The organism is Bartonella sp. B12(2025), from assembly GCF_053795135.1.
The window spans coordinates 667,622-694,069 of sequence record NZ_CP200031.1; the positions used below are offsets into that span (position 1 = coordinate 667,622).

Annotated in this window: 21 protein-coding genes; 13 read left to right on the forward strand and 8 right to left on the reverse strand. The window is 36.1% G+C overall.

The window, feature by feature from the left end; genetic code table 11:
* The first annotated feature begins 155 nt into the window (after positions 1–155).
* Positions 156–767, forward strand: a complete 612-nt coding sequence (locus V3564_RS02990; RefSeq protein WP_455481331.1) for an invasion associated locus B family protein — start codon at positions 156–158, stop codon at positions 765–767.
* A 74-nt stretch (positions 768–841) separates the two neighbouring features.
* On the opposite strand, the gene V3564_RS02995 is transcribed toward V3564_RS02990, so the two are convergent.
* The gene (locus V3564_RS02995; RefSeq protein ID WP_455481332.1) at positions 842–3,451 is read right to left on the reverse strand and encodes an Rne/Rng family ribonuclease; all 2,610 of its coding nucleotides are present in this window, start codon (positions 3,449–3,451) and stop codon (positions 842–844) included.
* Positions 3,452–4,054: 603 nt separating this feature from the next.
* Here V3564_RS02995 and V3564_RS03000 point away from each other — a divergent pair.
* The 3 genes from V3564_RS03000 (at position 4,055) to prfB (ending at position 9,211) form a co-directional block, all read left to right on the forward strand.
* On the forward strand, positions 4,055–5,278 hold the full coding sequence (locus tag V3564_RS03000; RefSeq protein ID WP_455481333.1) for an N-acetylmuramoyl-L-alanine amidase: 1,224 nt from the start codon (positions 4,055–4,057) through the stop codon (positions 5,276–5,278).
* 156 nt (positions 5,279–5,434) lie between these two features.
* Positions 5,435–7,900, forward strand: a complete 2,466-nt coding sequence (locus tag V3564_RS03005; RefSeq protein ID WP_455481334.1) for a penicillin-binding protein 1A — start codon at positions 5,435–5,437, stop codon at positions 7,898–7,900.
* A gap of 182 nt (positions 7,901–8,082) precedes the next feature.
* Positions 8,083–9,211 (forward strand): peptide chain release factor 2 gene (prfB, locus tag V3564_RS03010; RefSeq protein ID WP_455481335.1). Its coding sequence is split into 2 segments (ribosomal slippage): positions 8,083–8,151 and positions 8,153–9,211, totalling 1,128 coding nucleotides; the frame shifts between segments, so codons are not numbered across the junction.
* A gap of 125 nt (positions 9,212–9,336) precedes the next feature.
* Here the strand turns inward: prfB and V3564_RS03015 are convergent.
* The 3 genes from V3564_RS03015 to V3564_RS03025 all read right to left on the reverse strand — a co-directional run bounded on the left by V3564_RS03015 (position 9,337) and on the right by V3564_RS03025 (position 12,272).
* On the reverse strand, positions 9,337–9,819 hold the full coding sequence (locus V3564_RS03015; protein WP_455481336.1) for a peroxiredoxin: 483 nt from the start codon (positions 9,817–9,819) through the stop codon (positions 9,337–9,339).
* A 219-nt stretch (positions 9,820–10,038) separates the two neighbouring features.
* On the reverse strand, positions 10,039–11,292 hold the full coding sequence (tyrS, locus tag V3564_RS03020) for a tyrosine--tRNA ligase (protein WP_455481337.1): 1,254 nt from the start codon (positions 11,290–11,292) through the stop codon (positions 10,039–10,041).
* Positions 11,293–11,591: 299 nt separating this feature from the next.
* On the reverse strand, positions 11,592–12,272 hold the full coding sequence (locus V3564_RS03025) for an alpha/beta hydrolase (protein ID WP_455481338.1): 681 nt from the start codon (positions 12,270–12,272) through the stop codon (positions 11,592–11,594).
* A gap of 160 nt (positions 12,273–12,432) precedes the next feature.
* On the opposite strand from V3564_RS03025, the gene V3564_RS03030 reads away from it, so the two are divergent.
* The 6 genes from V3564_RS03030 (at position 12,433) to V3564_RS03055 (ending at position 18,988) form a co-directional block, all read left to right on the forward strand.
* The gene (locus V3564_RS03030; protein ID WP_455481339.1) at positions 12,433–13,578 is read left to right on the forward strand and encodes a cysteine desulfurase family protein; all 1,146 of its coding nucleotides are present in this window, start codon (positions 12,433–12,435) and stop codon (positions 13,576–13,578) included.
* 168 nt (positions 13,579–13,746) lie between these two features.
* On the forward strand, positions 13,747–15,258 hold the full coding sequence (sufB, locus tag V3564_RS03035) for a Fe-S cluster assembly protein SufB (RefSeq protein ID WP_455481340.1): 1,512 nt from the start codon (positions 13,747–13,749) through the stop codon (positions 15,256–15,258).
* Positions 15,259–15,311: 53 nt separating this feature from the next.
* Positions 15,312–16,067 (forward strand): Fe-S cluster assembly ATPase SufC, encoded by a 756-nt coding sequence (sufC, locus tag V3564_RS03040; protein ID WP_455481341.1) that lies wholly within the window; start codon positions 15,312–15,314, stop codon positions 16,065–16,067.
* A gap of 11 nt (positions 16,068–16,078) precedes the next feature.
* Positions 16,079–17,341, forward strand: a complete 1,263-nt coding sequence (gene sufD / locus V3564_RS03045) for a Fe-S cluster assembly protein SufD (RefSeq protein ID WP_455481342.1) — start codon at positions 16,079–16,081, stop codon at positions 17,339–17,341.
* A gap of 8 nt (positions 17,342–17,349) precedes the next feature.
* Positions 17,350–18,594 (forward strand): cysteine desulfurase, encoded by a 1,245-nt coding sequence (locus V3564_RS03050; RefSeq protein ID WP_455481343.1) that lies wholly within the window; start codon positions 17,350–17,352, stop codon positions 18,592–18,594.
* Positions 18,587–18,988 (forward strand): SUF system Fe-S cluster assembly protein, encoded by a 402-nt coding sequence (locus V3564_RS03055; RefSeq protein WP_455481344.1) that lies wholly within the window; start codon positions 18,587–18,589, stop codon positions 18,986–18,988. Before V3564_RS03050 ends, V3564_RS03055 begins: the two co-directional genes overlap by 8 nt.
* 683 nt (positions 18,989–19,671) lie before the next feature.
* Here V3564_RS03055 and sodC read toward each other — a convergent pair.
* The 4 genes from sodC to V3564_RS03075 form a co-directional block, all read right to left on the reverse strand.
* Positions 19,672–20,196 (reverse strand): superoxide dismutase [Cu-Zn] SodC, encoded by a 525-nt coding sequence (gene sodC, locus V3564_RS03060; protein ID WP_455481345.1) that lies wholly within the window; start codon positions 20,194–20,196, stop codon positions 19,672–19,674.
* 469 nt (positions 20,197–20,665) lie between these two features.
* Complete coding sequence (locus tag V3564_RS03065) at positions 20,666–20,992, reverse strand: hypothetical protein (protein WP_455481346.1); 327 nt, start codon at positions 20,990–20,992, stop codon at positions 20,666–20,668.
* Entirely contained in the window at positions 20,970–21,308 is a 339-nt protein-coding gene (locus tag V3564_RS03070; RefSeq protein ID WP_455481347.1) for a hypothetical protein, read from the reverse strand. The genes V3564_RS03065 and V3564_RS03070 overlap by 23 nt, the downstream gene beginning before the upstream one ends.
* Before the next feature lie 702 nt (positions 21,309–22,010).
* Complete coding sequence (locus V3564_RS03075; protein WP_455481348.1) at positions 22,011–23,258, reverse strand: UbiH/UbiF family hydroxylase; 1,248 nt, start codon at positions 23,256–23,258, stop codon at positions 22,011–22,013.
* 179 nt (positions 23,259–23,437) lie between these two features.
* On the opposite strand from V3564_RS03075, the gene pcsA reads away from it, so the two are divergent.
* The 3 genes from pcsA to V3564_RS03090 are packed head-to-tail and all read left to right on the forward strand — an operon-like array spanning position 23,438 to position 25,768.
* Positions 23,438–24,277: a phosphatidylcholine synthase gene (gene pcsA, locus V3564_RS03080; RefSeq protein ID WP_455481447.1), complete on the forward strand. Its 840-nt coding sequence runs from the start codon at positions 23,438–23,440 to the stop codon at positions 24,275–24,277.
* A 1-nt stretch (position 24,278) separates the two neighbouring features.
* Complete coding sequence (locus tag V3564_RS03085) at positions 24,279–25,325, forward strand: enoyl-CoA hydratase/isomerase family protein (RefSeq protein ID WP_455481349.1); 1,047 nt, start codon at positions 24,279–24,281, stop codon at positions 25,323–25,325.
* On the forward strand, positions 25,322–25,768 hold the full coding sequence (locus V3564_RS03090; protein WP_455481350.1) for a DUF6163 family protein: 447 nt from the start codon (positions 25,322–25,324) through the stop codon (positions 25,766–25,768). Before V3564_RS03085 ends, V3564_RS03090 begins: the two co-directional genes overlap by 4 nt.
* Positions 25,769–26,448: the final 680 nt, after the last annotated feature.

The following is a 26,448-nucleotide window of genomic DNA, read 5'->3' on the forward strand; positions in this document are numbered from 1 at the left end:
TTCTCCCAATTTGACTTTTCTCTTTATATTGAAGTAAGAAGTATACAAGAGGATGTTATTTCATTGGTTTAATTTAATACACTTGATTGAAATTATATTTAATATTCCTAATTTTTGGGTTATTGCAAAAGCGCGTTGAAAGGATTAATTTAATCATGTCGCATAAAAATGTCTATTCTGTTGTTTCAATATTAGCTGGAGCTTTTGCTCTTTTTTTTGCACTCCATACCTCTGCGGATGCACAAGGTTTATCTCAAGGTTGGTATAAGGTTTGCAGTAAGCAGCATGATGTTGATGTTTGTAATACAATGAACACTGTTCTATCAAATACTGGACAGCCTTTAACGGCTTTTAATCTCGTTGAAATAAAAGGAAAACAAAATGAAAGACGTATAGGTATTCAAGTGCCTACAGGTCGTTTTTTACCAGAAGGCGTTCATATTCAAATAGGAGATAATTTTTCTAAAAAAATTCCTTACATTATTTGTAATGGGCCGAGTTGTATTGCCAATGATGTTTTAGATGATAAGCTCATTTCTGCTATGAAAAGTGGTTTGAAAATGGTTGTGACCACAATTAATTTTCGTGGTTCAGCTAATCCTATTGAATTTTCTCTTAATGGATTCACAGCTGCATACACAGGTCCTGGTATGGAAGAAAAAGATTTTCAACAAGAGCAAATAAAGTTGCAGCAAGCTATTCAATCAAAACAAAAAGAGATTGAAGATCGTATGCGTGCTGAGCAAGAAAAAGCCAAACAAAAGTAAGAATACATTTTTGGGAGTTTATTCTCTGTATTTTATAAACCACCACAAATATTTTGTGGCGGTTTTTTTTATGCTTAACTTTTTAAAAGAGTTTTGCGTTTCCACCAACCAATACGCCTAGTTTTTGGAGCATCATCAGGCGTTGATGTTACAACAACGGAATGGTTAGCTTTCTCCTCAGCTTTGGAAGAAGTTTGTTCGACAGATTCCTCTAATACAGTTTTCTGCTCTGATATTGATTCTTTAGAGAGTGATTTTTTGCGTGTTTTACGTGTTGATTTTTTGCGATTTTCAGGAGTTTTTTCCTCTATCTCATGAGTAGATTTGTCCACTTTTTTTATTTTAACTTTATGTATCGAGTCGGCTGTAGACATTTCTTCAAGAACTTCTAATGTTGCTACATTCCGATTGTTCTCAGGGGTTGGCTGATCTTGCATCGCTTTTGAAGAACGTGTTTTACGCTTTTTAAGTTTAGCAGTCGTATCAACTACAGTTTTATCTTTTTGTATACCCAGGTATTGTGTATCGTTTTTTTCTTTTTCCAATTGAGCAGACTTAGAAATTGGAATACGGCGTTTGTTATGTGATGTTTTAATTTTTTCCAAGGGTTGCTTCGCAAAATCTCCTACTGGTTCTGCGTGAGGAATACGAAGTTGATAAAAACTACTATCTTGATTACGTCGACCACCACGACGTCCCCGACGACGGACTCGATGATGAGAATTATCATTTAACGTATCATCTTTTTTATGAACAGTAGGAAGAGGATTATCATTAATCTCTCCTTGACGATTTTTACGCCGACGTTTTTGGTTCGTTTCTACGGGTATTTTATCCTCAATAGATTTGTTGTTTATTAAGGTAGTATCTTCGATTTCTTCTTTACTGTCATCTTCAAAGGCCAATGTAGATTGAGAAACGTCCTCTGCTATTGTACCCTTAGAAATAATAAGATGTTGCGTTCCAATGCTATCATCTGCCTCAATACTAATATTCAGTTTAAAGCGTGCTTCTAGATTAACAAGAATATTGCGTTTGTGGTTTAACACATAAAGCGCTGTTGTTACGGGTGTGCGCACAATAATGTTATGTTGTGGATTATGAAGGAGATATTCTTCAATTGAGCGCATGACATGTAAAGCAATTGATGATTCAGAGCGCACATTTCCTGTTCCAGCACAATGCGGGCAAGGTTGTGTTGTGCTTTCTAAGACCGATACGCGAATACGTTGACGGCTCATTTCCAAAAGGCCGAAGTGCGAGATGTGACCAACTTGAATACGGGCACGATCGCTTTTTAAGCAATCCTTCAACTTTTTTTCGACCAGTCTCACATTGCGCTCTTCAAGCATGTCAATGAAATCAATCACAATCAAACCAGCAAGATCACGTAAGCGTAATTGACGCGTTATTTCTTCTGCTGCTTCAAGGTTTGTTTGTAATGCTGTTTTTTCAACAGAAAGTTCTTTGGTGGAGCGGCCAGAGTTTACATCAATAGCAACAAGCGCTTCTGTTTGATTAATAACAAGATAACCACCAGATTTTAAAGAAACTTGTGGATGCAACATTTTATCAAGTTGAATTTCGATATTATTGCGTGCAAAAAGAGAAATAGGATCGCGGTAGGGTTGCACAACTTTTGCATGGCTTGGCATGAGCATACGCATGAAGTCTTTTGCTTCACGGTATCCTTGCTCACCAGAAACAAGAATTTCATTGATATTCTTATTGTAAAGATCTCGTATAGAGCGCTTTATAAGATTGCTTTCTTCATGGACAAGACACGGTGCTGTAGATTTGAGTGTCAAAGTGCGAACGGTATCCCATAGTCGCGTGAGATATTCATAATCGCGTTTAATTTCAGCTTTTGTTCTATTTGCTCCAGCAGTTCGTAAGATAACTCCCATACCCTTTGGAACAGCTAATTCTTTTACAATTTCTCTAAGACGCTTGCGATCTTGTACATTCGTGATTTTTCGTGAAATACCACCACCACGCGCTGTGTTGGGCATTAAAACAGAATAACGACCTGCTAGTGATAAATATGTTGTGAGTGCAGCGCCTTTATTACCACGTTCTTCCTTGATAACCTGTACCAACAAAATTTGACGTCGTTTAATCACTTCTTGAATTTTATACTGACGTCCTTGTTTTCGCTGATAGGTAGGGAGTTCTTCACGTACATCCTCTGCACCAACCATTTCAATATCATCATGAGAAACACTTTCGTCAAATGTTTCTTCTGCATCATCAACTGTTATCGCTTCGGAGGTGATATCATTTTCAACATCCGCTGCCATGATACTGTTACGCTCATCTTTTTTTGTTTTTCTAGAGCGTTTTTTATTTTTGTTTGTTTCTTCAGTAAGAGCATCTGCATAATTTTCTCCCACAGCAGCTTTTTCCTCTTCTTCAAGAAGAGCGAGACGATCAGCAATAGGAATTTGATAATAATCGGGATGAATTTCAGAAAACGTCAAAAAACCATGGCGGTTACCACCATATTCAACAAAAGCTGCCTGGAGCGACGGCTCTACACGCGTAATCCGTGCTAGATAAATATTCCCCTTAAGCTGCTTTTTATGTTCTGATTCAAAATCAAGTTCTTCAATTTTGTTGCCGTGAACAACAACAACACGTGTTTCCTCCGGATGGGAGGCATCTATAAGCATTTTGTTTGACATGAGTTAAAATCCTGAAGGCGACATGCGCAACTTTATTCAAACGAATAGTATGAGTATTCGCAAACATAAAGGCCTGTCTGCCATAAAAGGGAAGCACCAGAAAAACAGGGCGTGATACTACGTGCAGATGCATGATTGCACTTACACTATTTCTAATCATCATTTCCATCTGTTTTGTACGACTCATAATTTTTGTAAGTCTCCGGCGAAACAATCTCTAAAATAGTTCAGATATCCGAACCAGCGAATCTTAAATAACGTAATCCTAACTTTTATGACATAAAGAATTTTCATCCATAAAAAGCCTAAATGTGTAACATGCAATAAATTTTTTTAAAGACAACTTAATATAGACTAAAGATAATTTAGATAGCCACTACCGGCTAGGAAACGTAAATGTTCTTTTATGTTGATATCATGGTTTTGGCAAGTAACAATTAAATATATAGCATTATAATGCCTTCATCGCCTTAATTTAGTTTTTTTGAGTGTTTAAAACTGAAAGATTCAATATTTATTGAAAAATATGGAGTAAATTTGATGCATTTCTTTTATACAGTTGAGATCAGTTATTGCTAATGTAGAATGTAGAGTATTTCGCTTATGATAAGAGGTTTTTTTACCAAAAAGCTGAAAGTTACCTTTTGGAATGTTTTTTTGTACATCCCGTGTTGTTTATTGTTTTTTTTAATATTCCAAACAAATATCCATGCTGAAGATGCCCTGCAACTTGTCAATTTACGAACTATTGGCGATAGTGCACACACGCGTATTATCGCAGTTTTTGATGCTAAACCAGATGTTCGTTTGCAGATTTTGGATAAGCCTGCGCGTTTGGTTATTAATTTACCTACATTTTCAGCGCAAAATATATCTTTAAAGAAACAAAATATATTATCAAGCATGTTATCTGATGTGTATTATGGTTTCTCTGATATACGGACTTCACGTATTATTTTGACGAGCAAAATTGCTTTTGTTGTTGAAAAAAGTATAGTACAAAAATTAGATAATGGTTTATGGCAGCTGTTGATTGATATCAGTAAAAGTACACAAGAAAAATTTTATGAACTATTTGAAAAACAACAAAAAGATACTCTCAATACAAAAGTACAACGAGTTCCGGCACATAATTTTCGTGTTGTCCTTGATCCTGGTCATGGTGGAATTGACGGTGGTGCGCGAGGTATTACTGGAATTTTGGAAAAAGATGTAACACTAGCTTTTGCACGTGTACTGCGGGATGAATTAAAAAAAGATTCTCATATCACTGTTGCTTTAACACGCGACTCTAATATCTTTTTAAGATTAAGTGAAAGGGTTAAAAAAGCGCAAGATTTTGGTGCTGATCTTTTTATATCCATTCATGCGGATACCATTAATATACATTCTCTTCGTGGCGCTACAGTATATACCTTATCGGATAAGGCATCTGATGCAATTGCAAAATCTTTAGCTGAAAATGAAAATAAAGTTGATTTGCTTGATGGTTTGCCTGCAGAAGAATCGCTTGAAGTCATTGATATTTTGTTTGATCTTACCCGCCGTGAAACGCATGCATTCTCGGTGAATTTTGCTAATAGCGTTGTTTCAAACTTATCAAAAAGTAATATCAATCTGATAAACAATCCTCATAGATATGCTAATTTTCAAGTTTTAAGAGCATCAGATATACCCTCTGTCTTGATAGAGATAGGCTATTTATCAAATAAAGAAGATGAAAAATTATTAAACAATCCTAAATGGAGAAAACAAATGGCTACTTCTATTGCTCATTCTATTCGTCAATTTGCTGATTATAGGCAGAAAATTACGCAACCTCTTTAAATTTGTTAAAAAATAGAGTATCAATGCGAACTTCTGGTATAATCGTAAAGGGAGAGTAGTTTTTCTTTGCTTAATCTAGTGGCAATATCTGCTTGGGGCGGGTGAGGTAGCGTATCTTCTCTTTGAACAGTTCTTGAAGGAAGCGATAGCCGTTTTATGATAATTTTTTTTAGATATCTTCTTAGTTTTGTTGTTACGATTGGGTTTTTAGTAACCGTGACCCTGGGAGCGACAGCAAAGGAGCAGACAAGTGCGCTTCCTGATTATGAAGTTCTTTCGCTCTATGAACCACCTGTGATGACTCGTGTCCATGCTGCTGATGGTAGCCTTATGGCAGAGTTTGCAACAAAACATCGTCTTTACTTACCGATTCAGTCAATACCAAAGACTCTTAAAGAAGCTTTTATTTCTGCTGAAGACAAAAATTTTTATCACCATTTTGGTTTAGATCCCGAAGGGCTTTCTAGAGCTTTGATCAATAATATCCGTAATATTGGTTCTGGAAAACGTCCAGAAGGGGCGTCAACCATTACACAACAAGTCGCTAAAAACTTCCTTTTAAATTCAGAGGCAACATTAAAACGTAAGTTGAAGGAAGCTATTCTGGCGATGCGTATTGAGAAGACCTATTCAAAAGATCATATTCTTGAACTGTATCTTAACGAAATTTATCTTGGCCGTGGTACTTACGGCATCGCAGCAGCAGCTTTGACTTATTTCAATAAATCCGTCAATGATCTTACTTTAGAGCAGTGCGCCTATTTAGCTGCTCTTCCAAAAGGTCCAGCAAATTACGATCCATTCAAAAATACACAACGTGCTATTAGTCGGCGCAATTGGGTTATAGATCGAATGGTTGCAAATGGATATGTAACACGTGAAGAAGCTGAAAAAGCTAAAGCAAAACCTTTAGGCGCGACAATACGCGGTAGCGATAGCTATGTTTTTGCTGCTGACTATTTTACTGAAGAAGTACGTCGCCGTTTAATGAATCGCTACGGAGCAAAAACACTTTACGAAGGTGGGCTTTCAATTCGTACAACACTTGATCCGCATTTACAACTTTTTGCTCAACGTGCTTTACGCAATGGATTAATTAAATTTGATCATTCACAAGGATGGCGTGGAGTTTATGAACATATTGATAAGAAAGATGATTGGGGTAGAGAGCTTGCAAACATCACAGGGTTAAGTGATGTTCCTGAATGGCGTTTAGCAGTTGTGCTTTCTGCTAACGCTAATAAAGTAGAGATTGGTTTACAGCCACAGCGTGAAGCTTCAGGTTTATTATCAAATAAACGAGAAATTGCTGTTTTGTCTGAAGCCGATTCAAAGTGGGCACTAAATATTGTGAAAAAAAATGGACATCAAAAAGTTATTCAGAGTTTATCTCATCTCTTGCAAGTTGGAGATGTTGTTTTTGTTGAAAAAGTACCAAATACAGACCGCATTTATCGTTTACAACAAATCCCAAAGGTTGAAGGTGCGCTTGTTGCTATGGAGCCTCGTACAGGGCGTGTTCTTGCGATGGTAGGGGGATTTTCTTTTGCATCATCTGAATTTAACCGTGCAACACAAGCTTATCGTCAGCCTGGTTCTGCTTTTAAGCCTTTTGTGTATGCAGCAGCACTCGACACTGGATATACACCAGCGTCAGTTGTTTTAGATGGCCCCATCGAAATTCGTCAATATAATGGTGAGGTTTGGCAACCTAAAAATTATGGTGGTACATTTGCAGGGCCTTCAACGCTGCGTTATGGCATTGAGTATTCCCGCAATCTTATGACGATACGGCTTGCCCATGATATGGGAATGCCTCTTGTAGCTGAATATGCAGAGCGTTTTGGTGTTGTAGATAAATTGCAACCGTACCTTCCCATGGCCTTAGGAGCTGCCGAAACAACAGTTTTACGAATGGTTACGGCTTATTCAGTTATTGCTAATGGAGGGCGTTCTATTAACCCTTCTCTGATAGACAGAGTTCAAGATCGTTATGGAAGAACGATTTATCGTCATGATAACCGTATCTGTGAGAATTGTAACGCTGAGTCATGGGATAATCAAAGTGAACCCGCATTGATTGATGAACGGGATCAAGTTCTCGATCCTATGACAGCTTATCAGATTACATCAATGATGGAAGGAGTTTTTCAGCGCGGTACAGCTGCACGTTTACGTTTTCTCAATCGACATATTGCCGCTAAAACAGGAACCACTAATGATTCTAAAGATGTGTGGTTTATGGGATTTACTCCTGATCTTGTCGTTGGTATTTTTATTGGTTATGATCAACCAGCACCGTTAGGGTACAGCGGAACAGGAAGTTCATTAGCCGCGCCTATTTTTGGTGAATTTATGGCAGCTGCTTTGAAAGGGAAGCCAGATGTACCGTTTAAAATGCCAAAGGGTATGATTTTAATGCCGATTAATCGTAGAACGGGCATGCTTGCTGAAGCAGGGGATCGTGATGTCATTATAGAAGCATTTAAGCCAGGGACTGGGCCTGCCGATATATATCAGGTAATTGGTAGTACAAACTCTTTTCAGGAAGGTGTTCCTTCAGAAACGACTTCTCCACAGGTCAATAAGGCTCTTGAGAGTGGTGCTGATGGATTATACTAAATAATAACAATCCTCTTTGACATAACAAATGGACATGGAAAACATTCACCCATTTTGATGACGTGGTTGAAGAAATAAGTTTTGTGAGTTTGTAATTATGCTACATGCTGTTATGTTGGCATGAAGTGCTTAAGATTGTTGTTAAGAAAAGTGTAAAAAGTTATAGATGAAGGTGTTAAGTTATGCGTGCAGAAATAGAGACATTGGTTGATGAAATTCAGAAGGCAATTAAGTTGCTAAGGGGGCATCTTTGACTGGGAGCAATCACTAAAACGTCTCGAATATCTCAATCAAAAAGCAGAAGATCCAACACTTTGGGATAATGCTCAACAAGCGCAAGATATGATGCGTGAGCGTCAGCATCTTGAGGATTCAATCAATAATATTCAATCATTTACAAAAACACTTGAAGAGTGTATTGAATTAATCGCGATGGGTGAAGAAGAAAGTGATATCGAAATTATCACTTATGCAGAAAATTCAATACGTGATCTTAAGAATGAGATAGATAAAAGGCAAATTGATGTGCTTCTTTCAGGAGAAGCAGATTCAAATGATACTTATCTGGAAGTTCATGCTGGTGCAGGAGGGACAGAAAGCCAAGATTGGGCTTCTATGCTGTTACGCATGTATACGCGCTGGGCTGAGCTGCATAAAATGAGGGTCGAAGTATTGGAAACTCATGATGGAGAAGAAGCAGGAATAAAATCAGCGACTATTCTCGTAAAAGGGCATAATGCTTATGGTATGCTAAAGACAGAATCGGGCGTTCATCGTTTGGTACGGATTTCACCGTATGATTCTAATGCAAAGCGCCATACTTCCTTCGCAAGCATCTGGGTTTACCCAGTCATTGACGATAATATTGAAGTTGATGTTTCAGAGTCAGATGTTCGTATTGATACATATCGTGCATCAGGAGCTGGAGGGCAACATGTTAATACGACAGATTCTGCAGTTCGCATTACGCATATAAAAACAGGTATTGTTGTTCAATGTCAAACAGAGCGTTCTCAACATAAAAATCGAGCAACTGCGTGGTCTATGTTGCGCGCTCGGCTTTATGAAGAAGAGCTGAAAAAGAGAGAAGAAGAAACAAATGCTGTTGAAGCTTCTAAAAAAGAAATTGGATGGGGACACCAAATTAGATCTTATGTTCTTCAACCCTATCAACTTGTTAAAGATTTACGCACAGGTGTTGAAAATACTGATCCACAGTCCGTATTGAATGGCAATTTAGATTCGTTTATAGAGGCAGCACTTTCTCAACGCATTTACGGAAAAGGCCAAGAAAGTGAAGATACTGATTAATCAGATACAATATTAGGGTTTTGCAGGTATATTTCTTAATTCGTTAATTTCAAACTCGTGCCCAGATCTACTAAAATAAATAGGGGAGTAATTTTCGTGTCTTATAGGCTCTTGAATAACAAAGTTTATAAATCATTATGATTTAAAAGTGCAGCAGCAGCTAATACCTTTTCGGCATGTCCAGGTACGCTAACTTTACGCCATTCTTCTACTATTTTCCCAGTTACATCAATCAGAAAAGTGCTTCGTTCAACACCCATATATTTGCGCCCATACATGCTTTTTTCAATCCAAACACCGTATGCTTCAAGAGTCGTTTTTTCTTCATCGGAAACGAGGGTGATATCAAGCTCGTGTTTTATTTTAAATTTATCATGTTTTTTAACACTGTCTGGAGATATTCCAATAATAATAACCCCGATTTCATCAAATTTTGGTTTCAAGCGCGTGAAATCAATAGCTTCACTCGTGCATCCACTAGTGTCATCCTTCGGATAAAAATATAAAACAACAGCTTTTCCTCGAAGATCGGAAAGACATAATTTACCTCCACCATCGCGTGGCAAATCAAAATCAGGAGCAAGAGTGCCTTTCATCCGTCTTGTCATTGTTTTTTCTCTCTTTTCTGTGTGGTAAGTGTAAAGCATTGATACATAGAAGAAGTAACTATTCAGCTCTCTAGAGTACATTATTTGAATAGTTTTTAACAGAGTTCATTGTACCATAAAGATTGAATTGAGAAAATGAGGGCAGTGTAGAAAACATAAGCATTATGCAGAAAAAGAATATCAAAAATTATATGATGAGAGCAAAGAACTTTAAATAAATTACAATGGTTTCATCAAAACGTGTTTTTTCTTACCGAAGGAAAGTTTAATTACTCCTTCTGCGTTGATATCTTCTTCAATAATAAGACGCATTTCATCCTCAATGATTTGATCATTTACACGTACGCCTCCGCCTTGAACATGCCGGCGTGCTTCACTGTTAGATTTAGCTAGTCCTGCTTGTACTAAAAGTGTCAGCAATCCAGTACCCGTTTTTAATTCTGTAGCATTAATTTCAATAGTTGGAAGACTTTCACCGAGTGCTTTTTCTTCAAAAGTTTTACGAGCGGTTTCTGTTGCTGCATCTGCAAGATTGCGTCCATGCAACATTGCTGTAATCTCTGTTGCAAGAATTTTCTTTGCTTCGTTAATTTCAGTCCCTTTCAATGCAGAAAGTTTATGAATCTCATCCATTGGTAATGTGGTATAAAGTTTTAAAAAACGTGTAACATCAGCATCTTCTGTGTTACGCCAATACTGCCAAAATTGATAAGGTGAAAGCATATCTGCATTAAGCCATATAGCTCCATTCAATGATTTACCCATTTTGGCACCGGAGGAAGTTGTTAGCAATGGTGAAGTTAATGCGTACAGCTGTGGTGTTCCTAAGCGATGCCCTAATTCAATTCCATTGATAATATTGCCCCATTGATCAGAGCCACCCATTTGCATACGTAACCCATAACGCTTATAAAGTTCGACAAAATCATAAGCTTGTAGGATCATATAATTAAACTCTAAAAATGACAAAGAATGTTCACGCTCAAGTCTGAGTCTGACAGAATCAAATGACAACATACGGTTTATAGAAAAATGTTTTCCTATATCACGCAAAAATTCTAAGTAATTTAAATTGCATAACCATTCAGCATTATTGACAAGGCATGCATCGTTTTTTTTATCACCAAATGTTAAATAGTTAGAGAATACCTTTTTAATACCCGCGATGTTTGCAGCAATATCATCTTGTGTCAGAAGACGTCGTGCTTCATCTTTGAAGGAAGGGTCACCGATCAATCCTGTTCCTCCACCCATCAAAGCAATAGGGCGATGACCAGTTTTTTGTAACCAATAAAGCATCATAATTTGAAGAAGACTTCCAGCATGCAGACTCGATGCTGTAGGGTCAAATCCAATATAGGCGCTTACAGTTTCTTTTGAAAAAAGATCATCTAAGCCTTTTTCATCCGAAATTTGGTGGACAAAGCCCCGTTCGCTCATAATGTGTAAAAAATCAGATTTAAAGGCAAGCACATTTATTTCCTGACTAATATTGCATTTGTTTATATAGCGGATTTTTAATGCGTTATCTCTAGCACAAGTAATACGTATCTCACAAGAGAACAAGAAATATTGGCAGTGAAAAATAACGTAAATGCTATTTTGTTCGTGTACTGTAAGAGGAAAAGCTTCTCATTGTGATAAAGAAGGAACTTATTTTTTATCCTTAAAATGCAGTAGGTTTAAAGAAAGCTGGAGAAACAGCGTAAAAAATAAGCTGCCTCTTTTTTATCAGAATGATTTTTTTTATTTCTTATAAATTTCTAACTTTTCTAAGTAAGTGAAAGTATTTTAGGTGGAGGAGAAAGGAATTCATCTGTAATATGATTATCCAAATATTGCGCACATCGTTCAATAAGCTCTTTGTTGTATCCGCTAAAAAAGTGATTAGCACCTTCCAGTATTTCTTGTGTAATGGTGATTCCTTTTTGTGTTTTTAGCTTATCTACAAGCAGTTGGACATCTTTTTGGGGAGCAACTTTATCGATATCGCCGTGAATTATAAGCCCAGAGGAGGGGCAAGGAGCAAGGAATGAAAAGTCATAAACATTAGGTTGAGGAGCAACAGATATAAAGCCTTCAATTTCCGGTCGGCGCATTAAAAGCTGCATACCAATCCAAGCACCAAATGAATATCCAGCTACCCAGCAATTTTTAGAATCAGGGTGCTGTGTTTGCACCCAATCGAGTGCAGCTGCAGCATCTGAAAGTTCTCCTACTCCATAATCAAATTCGCCTTGACTGCGACCAATACCGCGAAAATTAAAACGTAATGTAGTAAAACCACGTTGTTGGAACATGTAGAAGAGATCATAAACAATTTTATTATTCATTGTGCCACCAAATTGAGGATGAGGATGCAAAATAATTGCAATTGGTGCATTTCTCTGTTGTGAAGGCTGATAACGCCCTTCAAGCCGACCTGCGGGACCATTAAAAATAATTTCTGGCATTGCATGCTCCTTAAATGCTATAAAGGCCCTCATTGACCTTGGGCGACTTTTACCGTAGAATCTATTACTTAATCACTAGATATTCTTTTTTAAATGCATTTTTCAAGAAAATTACGCTATTTTTGTAATCAATTCATAAGATTAATGATTGCGATGTCAAATGGTTGTAAAACGTCGATACTTTGATCATAATGCAACAACACCGCTCAAGGAAATTGCGCGGAGAGCATTACTGGAATCTTTGGAAATATTTGGTAATCCATCATCCGTTCACGCAGAAGGACGTGCTGCTAAAGCGTTATTGCAAAAGGCGCGTCGACAAGTTGCTGAAAAGCTCAACACACATCCAGACCATATCGTATTTACGTCTGGTGCGAGTGAAGCAGCAATGACTTTATTAACACCCTTTTATAATATGGGAAGCTCTAAAGTTCAATTTTCTCACCTTTACATTGGAGCCACTGAACATCCATCTGTTGCAGAAGGGGGACGTTTTTCTAAAGAATTCATCAGCACAGTTGCTGTTAATCAAGATGGTCTCATTCAACAAAATGAATTAGTCTCTCTCTTAGCTGTTCACGATACAACAAAAGGTCTCCCTCTTGTTGCTATTCAAGCTGCAAATGGTGAAACTGGTGTTATTCAACAAATAAAAGAAATAGCTGCTATCGTTCGGGATTCTGGAGGTATTCTTATTGTTGATTTGACACAATATGTAGACAAGAATTTTGTTGATATTAATCAAATAGGGGGGGATTTTTTTATACTGTCTGCGCATAAAATTGGTGGACCTAAAGGGATTGGTGCTTTTGTTTCATGTAGCAACCTTCTGATGCCATATCCTCTTATTGTTGGAGGGGGGCAAGAAAAAGGTTTTCGTGGAGGAACAGAAGCATTGCCACTTATTGCGGCTTTTGGAGCAGCGATGGCTGATTGTTTTAGCCAAGAAGAGATAAAAGACTTAACGTGTTTACGCAATAAATTAGAGGATGGAATACAGAAAATTTGTAGTGATGTTCAGATTTTTGGCAAGAGAGCTCGGCGTTTGCCAAACACAACTTATTTCACTGTACGCAATATAAAAGCTGAAACTATGCAAATTGCTTTTGATTTGGCAGGATTTTCTGTATCAACAGGTTCTGCTTGTTCTTCGGGAAAAGTAAAACAAAGCAAAGTTTTGAAAGCAATGGGGTACCATGTTCCAAATGGAGCAATTCGTATTTCAATAGGACGGTGTACGACTTCTAAAGATATTGATGATTTTTTATTGTTTTTTTCCCAAATTATCAGTAATAGAAAAATGTAGAATTTACGTTTAACACTTATAAATTAGAATTATTTTAAAAATAAAATAAGCTTGATTGAAATTTTTCCACTTTGCATATAGCCTAGAGAATGAATTTCTCGTTTCAGTCTTATGAAAAAACAAGATTTTTAATCACCGGCTCTTGATGCCAAAAAATGGAGAAGATTTATGCCGGCAGTGCAAGAAACAATACGCCAAGTACGTGAAATAGATGTTGACCAGTATAAATATGGCTTTGAAACAAAAATTAAAACGGATAAAGCTCCAAAAGGTTTAGATGAAGACATTATCAGGTTTATTTCTGCTAAAAAACATGAGCCTGAATGGATGCTGACGTGGCGTTTACAAGCTTTCCACCGTTGGTTAACAATGGAAGAGCCTGATTGGGCACGCATTAAATATCCCAAAATTGATTTCCAAGAGCTTCATTATTATGCTGCTCCTAAAAATCATACAGGACCAAAATCTTTGGATGAAGTGGATCCTGAGTTATTAGCAACCTATGAAAAACTCGGCATTCCTCTCAAAGAACAAGAAATTTTGGCAGGAGTAAGAAAACAGTCTGAATCCTCTACCTTTGATGACAGTATTTATGCATCAGGGCAAGTGGCTGTTGATGCTGTTTTTGATTCTGTTTCTGTCGTGACAACATTTAAAAAAGAGTTGGCACGTTCTGGTGTTATTTTTTGCTCTATTTCAGAAGCAATTATCGAACATCCTGCTCTTATTAAGCAATATTTAGGAACGGTTGTACCTGCGGGTGATAATTATTATGCTGCCTTAAATGCAGCTGTTTTTACAGATGGTTCATTTGTTTATATTCCTAAAGGGGTTCGTTGTCCTATGGAGCTTTCAACCTATTTTCGGATTAATGAACGCAATACAGGTCAATTTGAGCGAACATTGATTATTGCAGATGAAAATTCCTATGTTTCTTATCTTGAAGGGTGTACGGCACCTCAACGTGATGAAAACCAACTTCATGCTGCTGTTGTTGAGCTTGTTGCACTTAAAAATGCAGAAATTAAATATTCTACAGTACAAAATTGGTATCCTGGCGATAAAGATGGTAAGGGTGGTATTTATAATTTTGTGACGAAGCGCGGAGATTGCAGGGGTGATAATTCTAAAATTTCGTGGACACAGATCGAAACTGGTTCTGCGATTACTTGGAAATATCCATCTTGCTTACTTCGTGGTGATAACTCGCGTGGGGAATTTTATTCTATTGCTGTTGCAAATGGTCATCAACAAATCGATTCCGGTACAAAAATGATTCATTTGGGGAAAAATACATCAAGTCGTATTGTTTCCAAAGGCATTTCTGCTGGTTTTTCAAATAACACTTATCGGGGACAAGTTACAGCACACCGAAAGGCACAGAATGCACGTAATTTTACGCAATGTGATAGTTTGTTAATTGGTAATGATTGTGGTGCTCATACAGTACCTTATATTGAGGCAAAAAATGCGACAGCTCAATTTGAACATGAAGCGACAACATCAAAAATTTCTGATGATCAGCTTTTTTATGTTATGCAGCGAGGAGTTCCTGAAGAAGAAGCTGTTGCATTAATTGTAAATGGTTTTGTAAAAGAGGTTATTCAAAAACTTCCAATGGAATTTGCTGTTGAGGCACAAAAGCTCATCGGTATCAGCCTTGAAGGTAGTGTGGGGTAATTGTTTAGGTAAATAGTGCATTTGATGCAAAACGGCCAGAACAGGATTAAATTATGTTAGAGATAAAAAATTTGCGTGCCCGCATTGCTGGGACCGATACAGAAGTTATTCGCGGTTTAAACTTGACTGTTCAAGATGGTGAAGTTGCTGCTATCATGGGACAAAATGGAGCCGGAAAATCAACTTTGTCTTATTTGCTTGCTGGTCGTGATGATTATGAAGTGATAGAGGGTGATATTCTTTATGATGGACAGTCGCTTTTAGGAATGGATCCAGCAGAACGTGCTGCACATGGTGTTTTTCTTGCATTTCAATATCCAATGGAAATACCTGGAGTGGCGACGATGGAGTTTTTAAAAGTTGCAATGAATTCTCAACGCAAAGCTCGTGGTGAGGAAGAGCTTAAAATTCCTGAATTTATAAAATGTGTTAAAGAAATTTCTTCAAAACTCGAAATAGATATGGATATGCTAAAACGTCCTTTAAATGTGGGTTTTTCAGGTGGAGAAAAAAAACGAGCTGAAATTTTACAAATGGCGCTTCTTGAACCCAAACTTTGCATTTTAGATGAAACGGATTCAGGTTTAGATATTGATGCACTGAAAATTGTTGCAGATGGTGTTAATAAACTTCGGGATTCAAAGCGTTTATTTTTGGTTATTACTCATTATCAACGCCTGCTTAATTATATTATTCCTGATACGGTACATGTTCTTTATAAAGGACGTATTATTAAAAGTGGTGATAAATCATTAGCACTTTATTTGGAACAAAATGGATATGCTGATCTTATCAGTGAAGCGGCTTGAGGTCATTGAATATGAACCCACAGCAAAAGTTGTTAACAGTTGAAAAAGATATTATCAATAATTTCAATTTATGTATAAGCGATTTACCTGGCGATAAAAATGTGCAGGCAGTCCGTGAAAAAGCTATCGAATTGTTTCAAACTACACGACTTCCTTCACGTAAAATCGAAAGTTGGCACTATACTAATCTGCGCACATTACTGAAGTCTGTTAGTAGTTTTTCAGAAGTAAGTGATGGACAATTTGTTGACACATTGCTTTCAGAGAGCGCTGTTTTTTCTATCATAAATGGAAAAACATCTACACAGCCAAACGTGAAAAATATTACGGCAAAACGTCTTGCAGATGAATTAAAAGAAAATTCTGTAAAGATAGATCAAATCATTTCTGATGAAGATTTTATTGGACAATTAAATACAGCTTTTGTTACGGATGGTTGGCTTTTTTATATTCCTGAAAATACGAAATTAAATGTTCCTATTGAGTTACAAAATATTCAAATGGGTGGGCAATCCCATACTTTTTCAGACATAAAAATTAATAAAAACAGTCAAGCAGTTTTTATTGAACACCAGATTGGCAATGATAAAGATACCTTTGTCAGTTCAATATTTTCATTAGATGTCGCCGCTTATAGTGATGTTACATGGGTCATTGTTCGGAATCGTGGTTTTAATTCTACCCAGTTTAGCAGATTGTGTGCTGTTCTTGGCCAAGGAGCAAAATTATCACTTTATGTAATTAATATAGGTAGTCAACTTAACCGTCAGGAAATTGATGTTGAATTACAGGGAGAAGAATCTAACTTTCAATTACGAGTCATAAATTTATTATCGGGACAGACGCATAACGATCTTACGATGACTGTTCGTCACGTTGAAGAAAAATCAACTTCAACTGAAATTGTACGCAATGTGGTCACGGATAAGGCAGTTGGTGTTTTTCAAGGAATAATACGTGTTGCTAAAAAAGCTCAAAAAACAGATGCGCGTATGGCCTGTAACAGCCTTATTCTTTCAGATGATGCGGAATTTGATGCAAAGCCTGAACTAGAAATTTTTGCTGATGATGTTGCATGTGGTCATGGTGCGACAGTTGCCAATATTAATCATGATTATCTTTTTTATCTAATGGCGCGTGGTATCCCTTTTAAAACTGCTTATGCACTTTTAATTAAAGGATTTATTTCTGAGTTAATTGATGACATCAAGCAAGATAGTATCCAAACTGTTTTGAAAAATATCATTTGCAAATGGTTAGAAAAAAATGTTTAAGGCAAAAAATGGAAAGTGACGTACAAACATTGAGTTATAATGTAGAGGAAATTCGCTGTGATTTCCCTATTTTACACTGTAATGTTTATGGTAAACGGTTGGCTTATCTTGACAGTGCTGCATCTTCTCAAAAACCTCAATATGTACTTAATGCGATGGATAATTTCTATCAATGTCGTTATGCAAATGTACATCGAGGGATGCATTTTTTATCGAATGCGGCCACACAATCTTATGAAAGTGCTCGCGAAACAGTTCGAGCTTTTTTAAATGCTCAAACAGCGAGAGAGATTGTTTTTACCAAAAGTGCGACAGAAGCTATTAATACTGTTGCTTACGGTTGGGGAATGTTCAAATTGAATAAAGGTGATGAAATTGTTCTTACTATTATGGAGCATCACTCAAATATTATTCCTTGGCATTTTATTCGTGAACGCAAAGACGTTAAACTCGTTTTCGTCCCAGTTGATGAGAATGGTATTTTACATATTGAAGATTTTAAAAATGCTTTAAGTGATAAAACGAAGCTTGTTGCTATTACTCATATGTCCAATGTGTTGGGAACTGTGCCTTCTGTTAAAGAAGTGATTAAGCTATCACATCAAAATGCCATTCCTGTTCTTGTTGATGGTTCTCAAGGAGCAGTACATTTAACAGCTGATGTGCAAGACCTTGATTGTGACTGGTATGTCTTTACGGGTCATAAGCTTTATGGCCCAACAGGTATAGGTGTTCTCTATGGTAAAGAACGTAGGCTAGAAGAAATGCACCCTTTTCAGGGGGGAGGGGAAATGATTGAGGATGTAACTATTGATAAGGTTTTTTATAATGCTCCCCCCTACCGCTTTGAAGCAGGTACTCCTCCCATCGCTGAAGCTATTGGATTAGCTGCTGCTATTGATTATTTGGAGAAAAAAGATAGAAATGCTATTCATGCACATGAAATATCGCTTTTATCCTATGCACATGAAAGGCTTGAAACGGTTAAATCATTGCGTATTTATGGCCGTTCTCCTCATAAAGATGCTATTATTTCTTTTGAGATGGAAGGCATCCACGCACATGATATCGCTATGTTTATTGATCGGCAGGGTGTTGCTATACGTGCAGGAACGCATTGTGCACAACCTTTATTACAACATTTTGGTTTAACATCTGTTTGTCGTGCATCGTTAGCCATGTATAATAATCATGAAGATATTGATCAACTAGTGGAAGCATTAGAAAAAGCAAGGACATTTTTTAATGGCTAAATCAATTGAAGAGAATTATTCTACAGAATCTGTTGAAACTGTAAGCGAAAATAAAAAATCTTACATTTCAGCAATTCCATCAGATGAAATTGATCGTATGACGAATGATATTATTGCGGCTCTCAAAACAGTTTATGATCCGGAGATTCCTGCTGATATTTATGAGCTAGGATTGATTTATCGTATTGATATTGAAGATGATCGTTCGGTAAAAATTGAAATGACTCTTACAGCACCAGGGTGTCCCGTTGCAGGTGAAATGCCGAAGTGGGTAGAAAATGCCGTAGGTGCAGTTGAAGGTGTTTTGCACGTTGAGGTTACCATGACTTTTGATCCACCATGGACACCTGACTGCATGTCAGAAGAAGCGCAAATTGCTGTAGGATGGTACTAGAAGCATTGCATCATGAATGCATTGTTTACTTTTCGTAAGAACTTTTATTTAAAGATGATTACATGAATCATAATAAAAAAAATTAGAATTCACCTAAACTAGAAAAGAGAAACATCTAAAACTTAAGCTTCATATTTTATACGCTTCATTAAAATATCTTCTTAGGGTATTTTGATAATAAGCTCATTCTGGTGGTAATTTTCTCCGTGTTCAAAATACTTGAATAAGAATATAAGTGCGAAAATGTATCTGTATCAATCCATTTTTATAATACAGGCAATGTTTTCGAACATTATGAAGATGGGCAAGAATATTTTTTTAAAGTAATAATAGAAGAAGTTTTTTGCCAAAAAAAATTTGAACAATATCATTTAGAAAAATATGCTCTATAAAATTATGCAAAGTGCCTTTCAGATAACCATGATTTTTGATGGCTTATGTCAAAGATAAAACTGTTTTGCAAACTCATTTTCTTCCTTCTTTCAGCTGATGTGGATGTGCGCTATAAAAATTCTGATAACAACCTACGTTGCTCTTGGAAATTTGGAAATTCACCCGTGAAAAGAGCAACTTTGAAGAAATATTTATGGGATCATTATGCCTTCTGAGTACAGAATGATACTTCCAAACGGATAGGGGTTAAGCAGCTATGTTAACAGCTTTTAAATTAACTTATGATGGGTTTATTCTTCAATAATACCACATGCCAAACGCGCACCACCTCCACCAAATGGTAATGGTTTATCTGATTGATTATCTCCTCCTAAATGAATTATTAATGAATGTCCTTTTATCTCTGAAAGTTTTTTAATTCGTGGGGCGAGAATGCTCATTGTTGACCGCCCTTTATCATCGACATAAAGTGCAGGTAAATCACCAAAGTGACCATTAATATTATAAGGTCCAAGGTGTTTATTAGTATGCTCTGGGTCATAATGTCCACCTGCGGCACCACCAATTACACCATTTTTCGCGTCACATGAAGGATTTACATGTACATGAAAACCGTGCAAGCCTTCTGGTAAGGTGGATAAATTTGGTGTAAAAATCAAACCATATTTATTTTCTTTAATTTCAATTGTACCAATAGGCTTTTTTGTGTTGTTATTTTTTAGCTCATAAATATTTATCTGCATAGAATTTGCCAATGCCATAACATCAGTTGAAAACGTTAGTAAAGCTAAGAAGTGAAAGAAAAATTTATTCATACAGCACCTTTTTGTATTAACTTTAAATAATTTTTATGGACTTTTAAAAAATTTTTTCTGAAAATTAATTATATAAAAAGCAATACCAAATATAGCACAAAACGTTTTTTATGTTCCACGTAATTTTATGTTTTCCTCAAATTTTCTAAATCATACTTTCCTAGAAAAGTATGATTAACAGAAAAAATCTATAAGATAAAAATAACTCTTTTTATACACATTTAAACATATCTAGAAGGATGAGGCATATCTAGAACGATCTCCCTTATCTCTTAAATATACGGCTTTTTTACAGATATACTTATATTTCTACTACTCTTCTTCAAGAGATGCTTTTAAAAAAGCAGATTCTTAAAAGATGTAGTGAAAATTTAGATAAAGAACTTTTATAATTTAGCCAGTACTTCATCCATAACATCCATAATAGACGCCAACTTTCTATTCATGACAAAATTTAGAAGAGCAATAATTATTGTGATGTGTATAAATCTCCTATAAAAACACAAAGTGTACCGACAAAAATACCTATTATTGATCCTATCATTGCACCAATTATCATTCCTATGAAAAGTGCTATACCTATACCCATTGCGATAATTGGACCAAATCCCGGCAGAGCAATATGACCATAAGCTGCAAGAATTGCCGCGATTGCTCCTGATACACTGCCATTTAAACTCCCAATGAAAGCGGGTTCTTTAATAGAATGACAGATTTTTTTGAAAAAAGTTCTCTCACAGCGATTAGAATTAATATTGCTATAAGTTTTAAAATCAATCATATTTTTTCCCTTCATTGTGAATGCTAACTGTCCCAGAATAATCAACTGATACGAGAAAATGACATTTTTTAAATTCTACTAAAGCACGCCAAATGCCTTTATCATCTAAACGCAATCGTTTAATATTCGTGAAACCATTTTGTATGAGACAGTTTTTAATTTGCGAAGCAGTAAATGAGTTTTGGCCTGGTTTAGTGGTATCTTTTGTGAAGGTATACGCAGAATCTTGACAATAGGGAGCAGAGAAAAGCTTTGAAACTGTGATTATAGTTAAGAGAGATATAATCACCACAAAAAAAGTACTTGACTTCAAAATTTTACTTAGTCTCATCTTGTCACCATTTGTCGAAACAATACTTCATTAACCTTTGTATTGCCAACAGGTTCCCAAGACTGTTTTATTTTCAATGTTTATACTTAATGACGCAAACTTTAAAAACTTTACATTGACTATTTAAAGTCGTTTTTCTTCTTTACTTATTTTAAAATACAGTTTTACAATATCCATATCATTAGGTAACTGATGTAAAAAATTACATTATTGTTCGTCGATAAGTCTGACTTTTGATGTTCGTATGGCACCTATAGGATTTTCTTTAACATCCCACATTCCTGATTTTACAAAAACTTTTCACATGAGCAGCTTGTAAAAAGCACCTTTTGGAATTAGCCCCCTTCGGTATAATCTCATTGAACAGATCCTAGATTAGTAATAAAAAAATTTCGAGATTTTTATTTTTTACGCGATGAATTAATATACTTACTTGCAAAAAGGCATGTTACCTAGAAAAAATATATCTATTATAAGTTAATTTGCTCTTATTTATATCAACATATACTAAATATATGTAATAGCTTTTTTCCGAACAAAATGATTTGTAAAACGAAATGGTGCTCAAGTTTAAGTGTTTAATAAAAATGTGAAAACCAGAAATATTCCTTTATAAGTAATGGCATTTTACGTCATCAAAGCTGCTTTTTGTATCTTCGACTTATATCATTTTTGTTGCATTATGCACTGTTTTCATCAGCGTCATTCACTTTTTATTATATCAATGAGTTTTTTTAGACGATTTCTTTGGAATATTTGCGTAATTTCTTTGAATCCGTAACCGGGATACATTCCTTCCCGCATAAATAAATTACGTAACGGTGAGCAATTACGTAATAATCCAAGCCCAATGCTTCGTATAATATGAACAGGTAATATATTGGAAAGTAGAGCAGAGTTGAGCGTGTGAATAGCTCCACTCCGGATCAATATATCAGGTTTACGGCATCGATTATAATGTGCAACAATCATTTCAGGGTTAAAACTGGATATTTGGCTGGGTAAAATATCAATCAAAGTTTGAACATCACGAAACCCTAAATTTAATCCCTGTGCCCCAATAGGAGGGAGGACATGGGCTGCTTCACCCACTAAAATCGTCCGATTGGCAGCAAAACGATGAGAAATCAATCCTGAAAGGGGCCATGCTTGAACTGATGTTTCTAGCGTCAGCTTTCCAAGCATTGACTGCATCTGATCTTCAATCACTTTTGCAATTGCTTTTGGCTCTATATTCAATAGTTCCTTAGCGCGAGAAGGCTTGACAACCCATACAAGACTAGACCTATGATGTCCGGGTAGTGGAACCTGTGTAAATGGACCATTTTCTGTATGAAATTCAGTTGATGTATTTTGATGGGAAAAATCATGAGAAAAATTCAAAACTAGTGCTGTTTGCGAATAACTCCACTGTTTGATACTGATACCAGCTGCTGCGCGTGTTGGAGAATGGCGTCCATCAGCAGCAACAACAAGTGGTGCGTGAATGACTTTGCCATCCGCAAGAGTAACGCATATATGATTTTGTTGATAATGAAAAGATTTTGCCGAAGAAAAAAGTCTTAGGATACCTGGCGTATGTGCAACAGAATCGGCTAAAGCATTCATTAATTTTATGTTAGGTACATTATAACCAAAAGCCTCTTCACCAATTTCAGTAGAACAAAAATTTACGATAGGAGCACGTACAACCCTAGATGTTATATCAATGATTTTGATGAAAGATAAAGCTGCAGCATGATGTTTGAGAGTATTCCAAATATTAAGTTTTTGAAGCATATGAATTGCTGGCATCATAAGAGCAGTTGTCCGTAATTCATCTGCATGGGTAGGCGGACCAATAAGAAAAACAGAATATCCTCTATGTGCAAAACTAAGCGCTGCTAACATACCGACTGGGCCTGCACCAATAACAGCAATATCTTTATACTTATTTTTTTTAAATGTCACGACTACTTAAGCCTTTCCCATTTATCTATAGTTTTAATATTTCTGAATGAACAATCTCTTTATATTATGTGAAGTTTTTCTATTATATTTATGTATTAAATGATGCGATATAAAAAAGTAATTTTTTTGTGCTTTTTACGTTCGAATCATACCATAAAGGAAAGATAGAGTATTGGGAAATAGATGAAAACTTGAGAAATGAGGATAAAAAAAACTTGAAACATAAACTGACAAAAAAAATTAAAACTAAAGCTGGTCTTTTGCGCCATAAAACAGTGACGATGCCACAAGCAAAAGCTTTTTCTGTTCATTTATTAACAGCCTCTGGCTCATTTCTAGCATTTCTTTCTCTTATATCTGCATCTGAAAAAGAATGGACTGCCATGTTTTGCTGGCTCGGACTTGCCCTTATCGTTGACGGTATCGATGGACCAATTGCGCGCAAACTTGATGTTAAATATGTGCTCCCCACATGGTCGGGAGAACTATTGGACAACATTATTGATTACGTAACTTATGTATTAATTCCAGCGTTTGCGCTTTATCAAAGTGGGTTTGTGGGTTCAGGACTATCGTTTTTATTGAGTGCTATCATTGTTATTTCGTCAGCTATTTATTACGCAGATACTGGAATGAAAACCAAAGAAAACTTTTTTAAAGGATTCCCCGTAGTTTGGAATATGATGGTTTTTATGCTTTTTGTAGTAAATCCAGGAGAGTGGATTGCTTTCACCATTATTGCCTTATCAGCAATTATATCTTTTTTACCAATTTATTTCATTCATCCAGTAAGAGTCATTCGTTTGCGTAGGCTTAATTTTTCAATTTTTCTCTTATGGTGTTCTTTTGGTATTGCCGCATTCTTTTACCAGCTTAATGCCCCATATTGGGTTAAGATAGGAATTTCCGTAACAGGCATTTATATGTATTGTATTGGTGCTGTCATGCAGCTATTTCCACAGTTAGGTGCTAAAAAAAACAGTAAAAACAATAAAATACGTACTTTAAGAAAGATATAAAATGCAAATTGATTTTGGGGCAGGTGATGACATTTCCTTTATAAAAGAGGGGCATGCTGGTATTATAAAGCTCACACGTCCTTCCACGTTAAACGCTCTTAATCATCGAATGGTTATCGCTTTTAAAAAAGCTCTCAGTACATGGGAAAAAGATGATGATGTTTCTTGCATCTTAGTTGAAGGGGAGGGACGTGCCTTCTGTGCTGGTGGAGATGTTGTAGAAGTCTATCATATGGGAAAAACAACCTCTTTTTATAAATATTTTAGCGATCAATATCGTTTAAATGCTTATATTAGACGTTTTCCAAAACCTTATGTTTCTTTCTTGAATGGTATTTGTATGGGAGGAGGAGTAGGGATTTCTATACACGGTTCATACCGGATTGTTACAGAAAACACACTCTTTGCTATGCCAGAAGGAGCTATTGGATTTTTTACAGATGTTGGTGCAAGCTTCTTTTTGCCACCTCTTCCAAATTATTTTGGTGTTTATCTTGCCTTGACTGGTGCGCGCATAAAATGGGGAGATTGTTTAAGCTTAGGACTAGCAACTCATGCAGTTCCTGAAATTGAACTCAATATGGTTAAAAAATTTATTATTGAGCAAGGAAATCCTATTTTAGCTTTAAAAAAACGAACAGTCACAAAAGACTATGAAACAAGTCATGAAACACGCTCTGTCATCAGTACTTGTTTTGGTGCTCACACATTAGAGAAATGTATGGAATTGCTTCATAAAAAAAGTAATGAAGGATCTTTGTTTGCCAAAGAATGCTATGATATTTTGCAATTACGTTCTCCAACTAGTTTAAAAATTATCTGGAAACAAATGAAACAAAACTCACCTCAAACTTTAGAAGATTGCATGAAGATTGAAAACCGTATCGCACACCATATGATTAACTCACATGATTTCTATGAAGGTGTGCGTGCAATGCTAATTGAAAAGGATAAAACACCTAAATGGCAGCCAGATAAACTCTTAGATATAACAGATGATATGATCGATACCTATTTTCAACCCGTTAAGCGAGAATTATTGTTTTGATAAGTAGTCCTCAAAAAAAGATTGTAAAAAACAATCTATTTCTATTAATTTATAGTTTTTATTTGCGATTTTTAGCACTAATTTGCTTGGGTTTAAGTGTTCTTTATTGGCTACGTCTTGTTGGGGTATTCCCAGGAGTTCTATGGCGCTTTGATCTCATGCCATGGCAGTGGCAGCTTTTATCAGGTACATTAGCTATCGCTTATCCTATAGCGTTGATTGGACTTTGGATGTATTCGCCGTGGGGAGTTGTTCTGTGGTGCATCGCAGCTTTTACAGAAGTACTCGTGATGACAATGTACCATTCTGATTTCAATTACCAGATTCTTGTATTACTTTATGGGATATTGTTCTTAATTCTTATGGCATTACAAATTATGATGATCTTTTTTAAAAGAAATCACATAACTGATGCTACTGATACCATTGTAACAGACTATTAGATCTAAAAACAAGATTGAGCTAGTAGTCCTGGCTCAATCTTGTTTTGATAAAGTTCATAGAGCTTTTTCAAGAAAATGGTACCCACCACAAATTCCAGATACTGGTCGCTTTTGTTGAGAATATCCATATCAATGATGCGAGTGCTCCCCAAAGTGCTGCTGCCATAATACATATCCTTTCTGCTTTTAAAAGTTCCATAATATATATTATGCGATAACGTGATACAGAACAAAAGAAGATAAATAACCTACTTAAATAGGAAAAACTTCCTTTAGACACATTAATCACATTTTTAACACGCTATTCACCTTTGCAACATAATTATGTCTAAAATTTGACAAAAATATTTAACTTTAAAAATATCACTTATAAGCTGCTGCAACACATTTCCCATTATATTTGGATTAGAGGCCATAAATTCAGCTTTATCAAAACTGCACGACTTTAAGTCCCTGGGTTCACTACGCAAATTTTCATCAAATGTTTTCCCTCCCCCCATACCAGCAAGAAGATCATTTTCATGTGACTAACAAAATAGAATAGAAAGGAGAATGTATAGAAGGCTGTAACTCACCTGTAAATCTACTCTAACTTTCAAGACTCTACCACTGTGGAGCAATTACCAACAGGACTATTACTGCTAAAATAAACATAGTATCCCCGACACAAAACATCTACA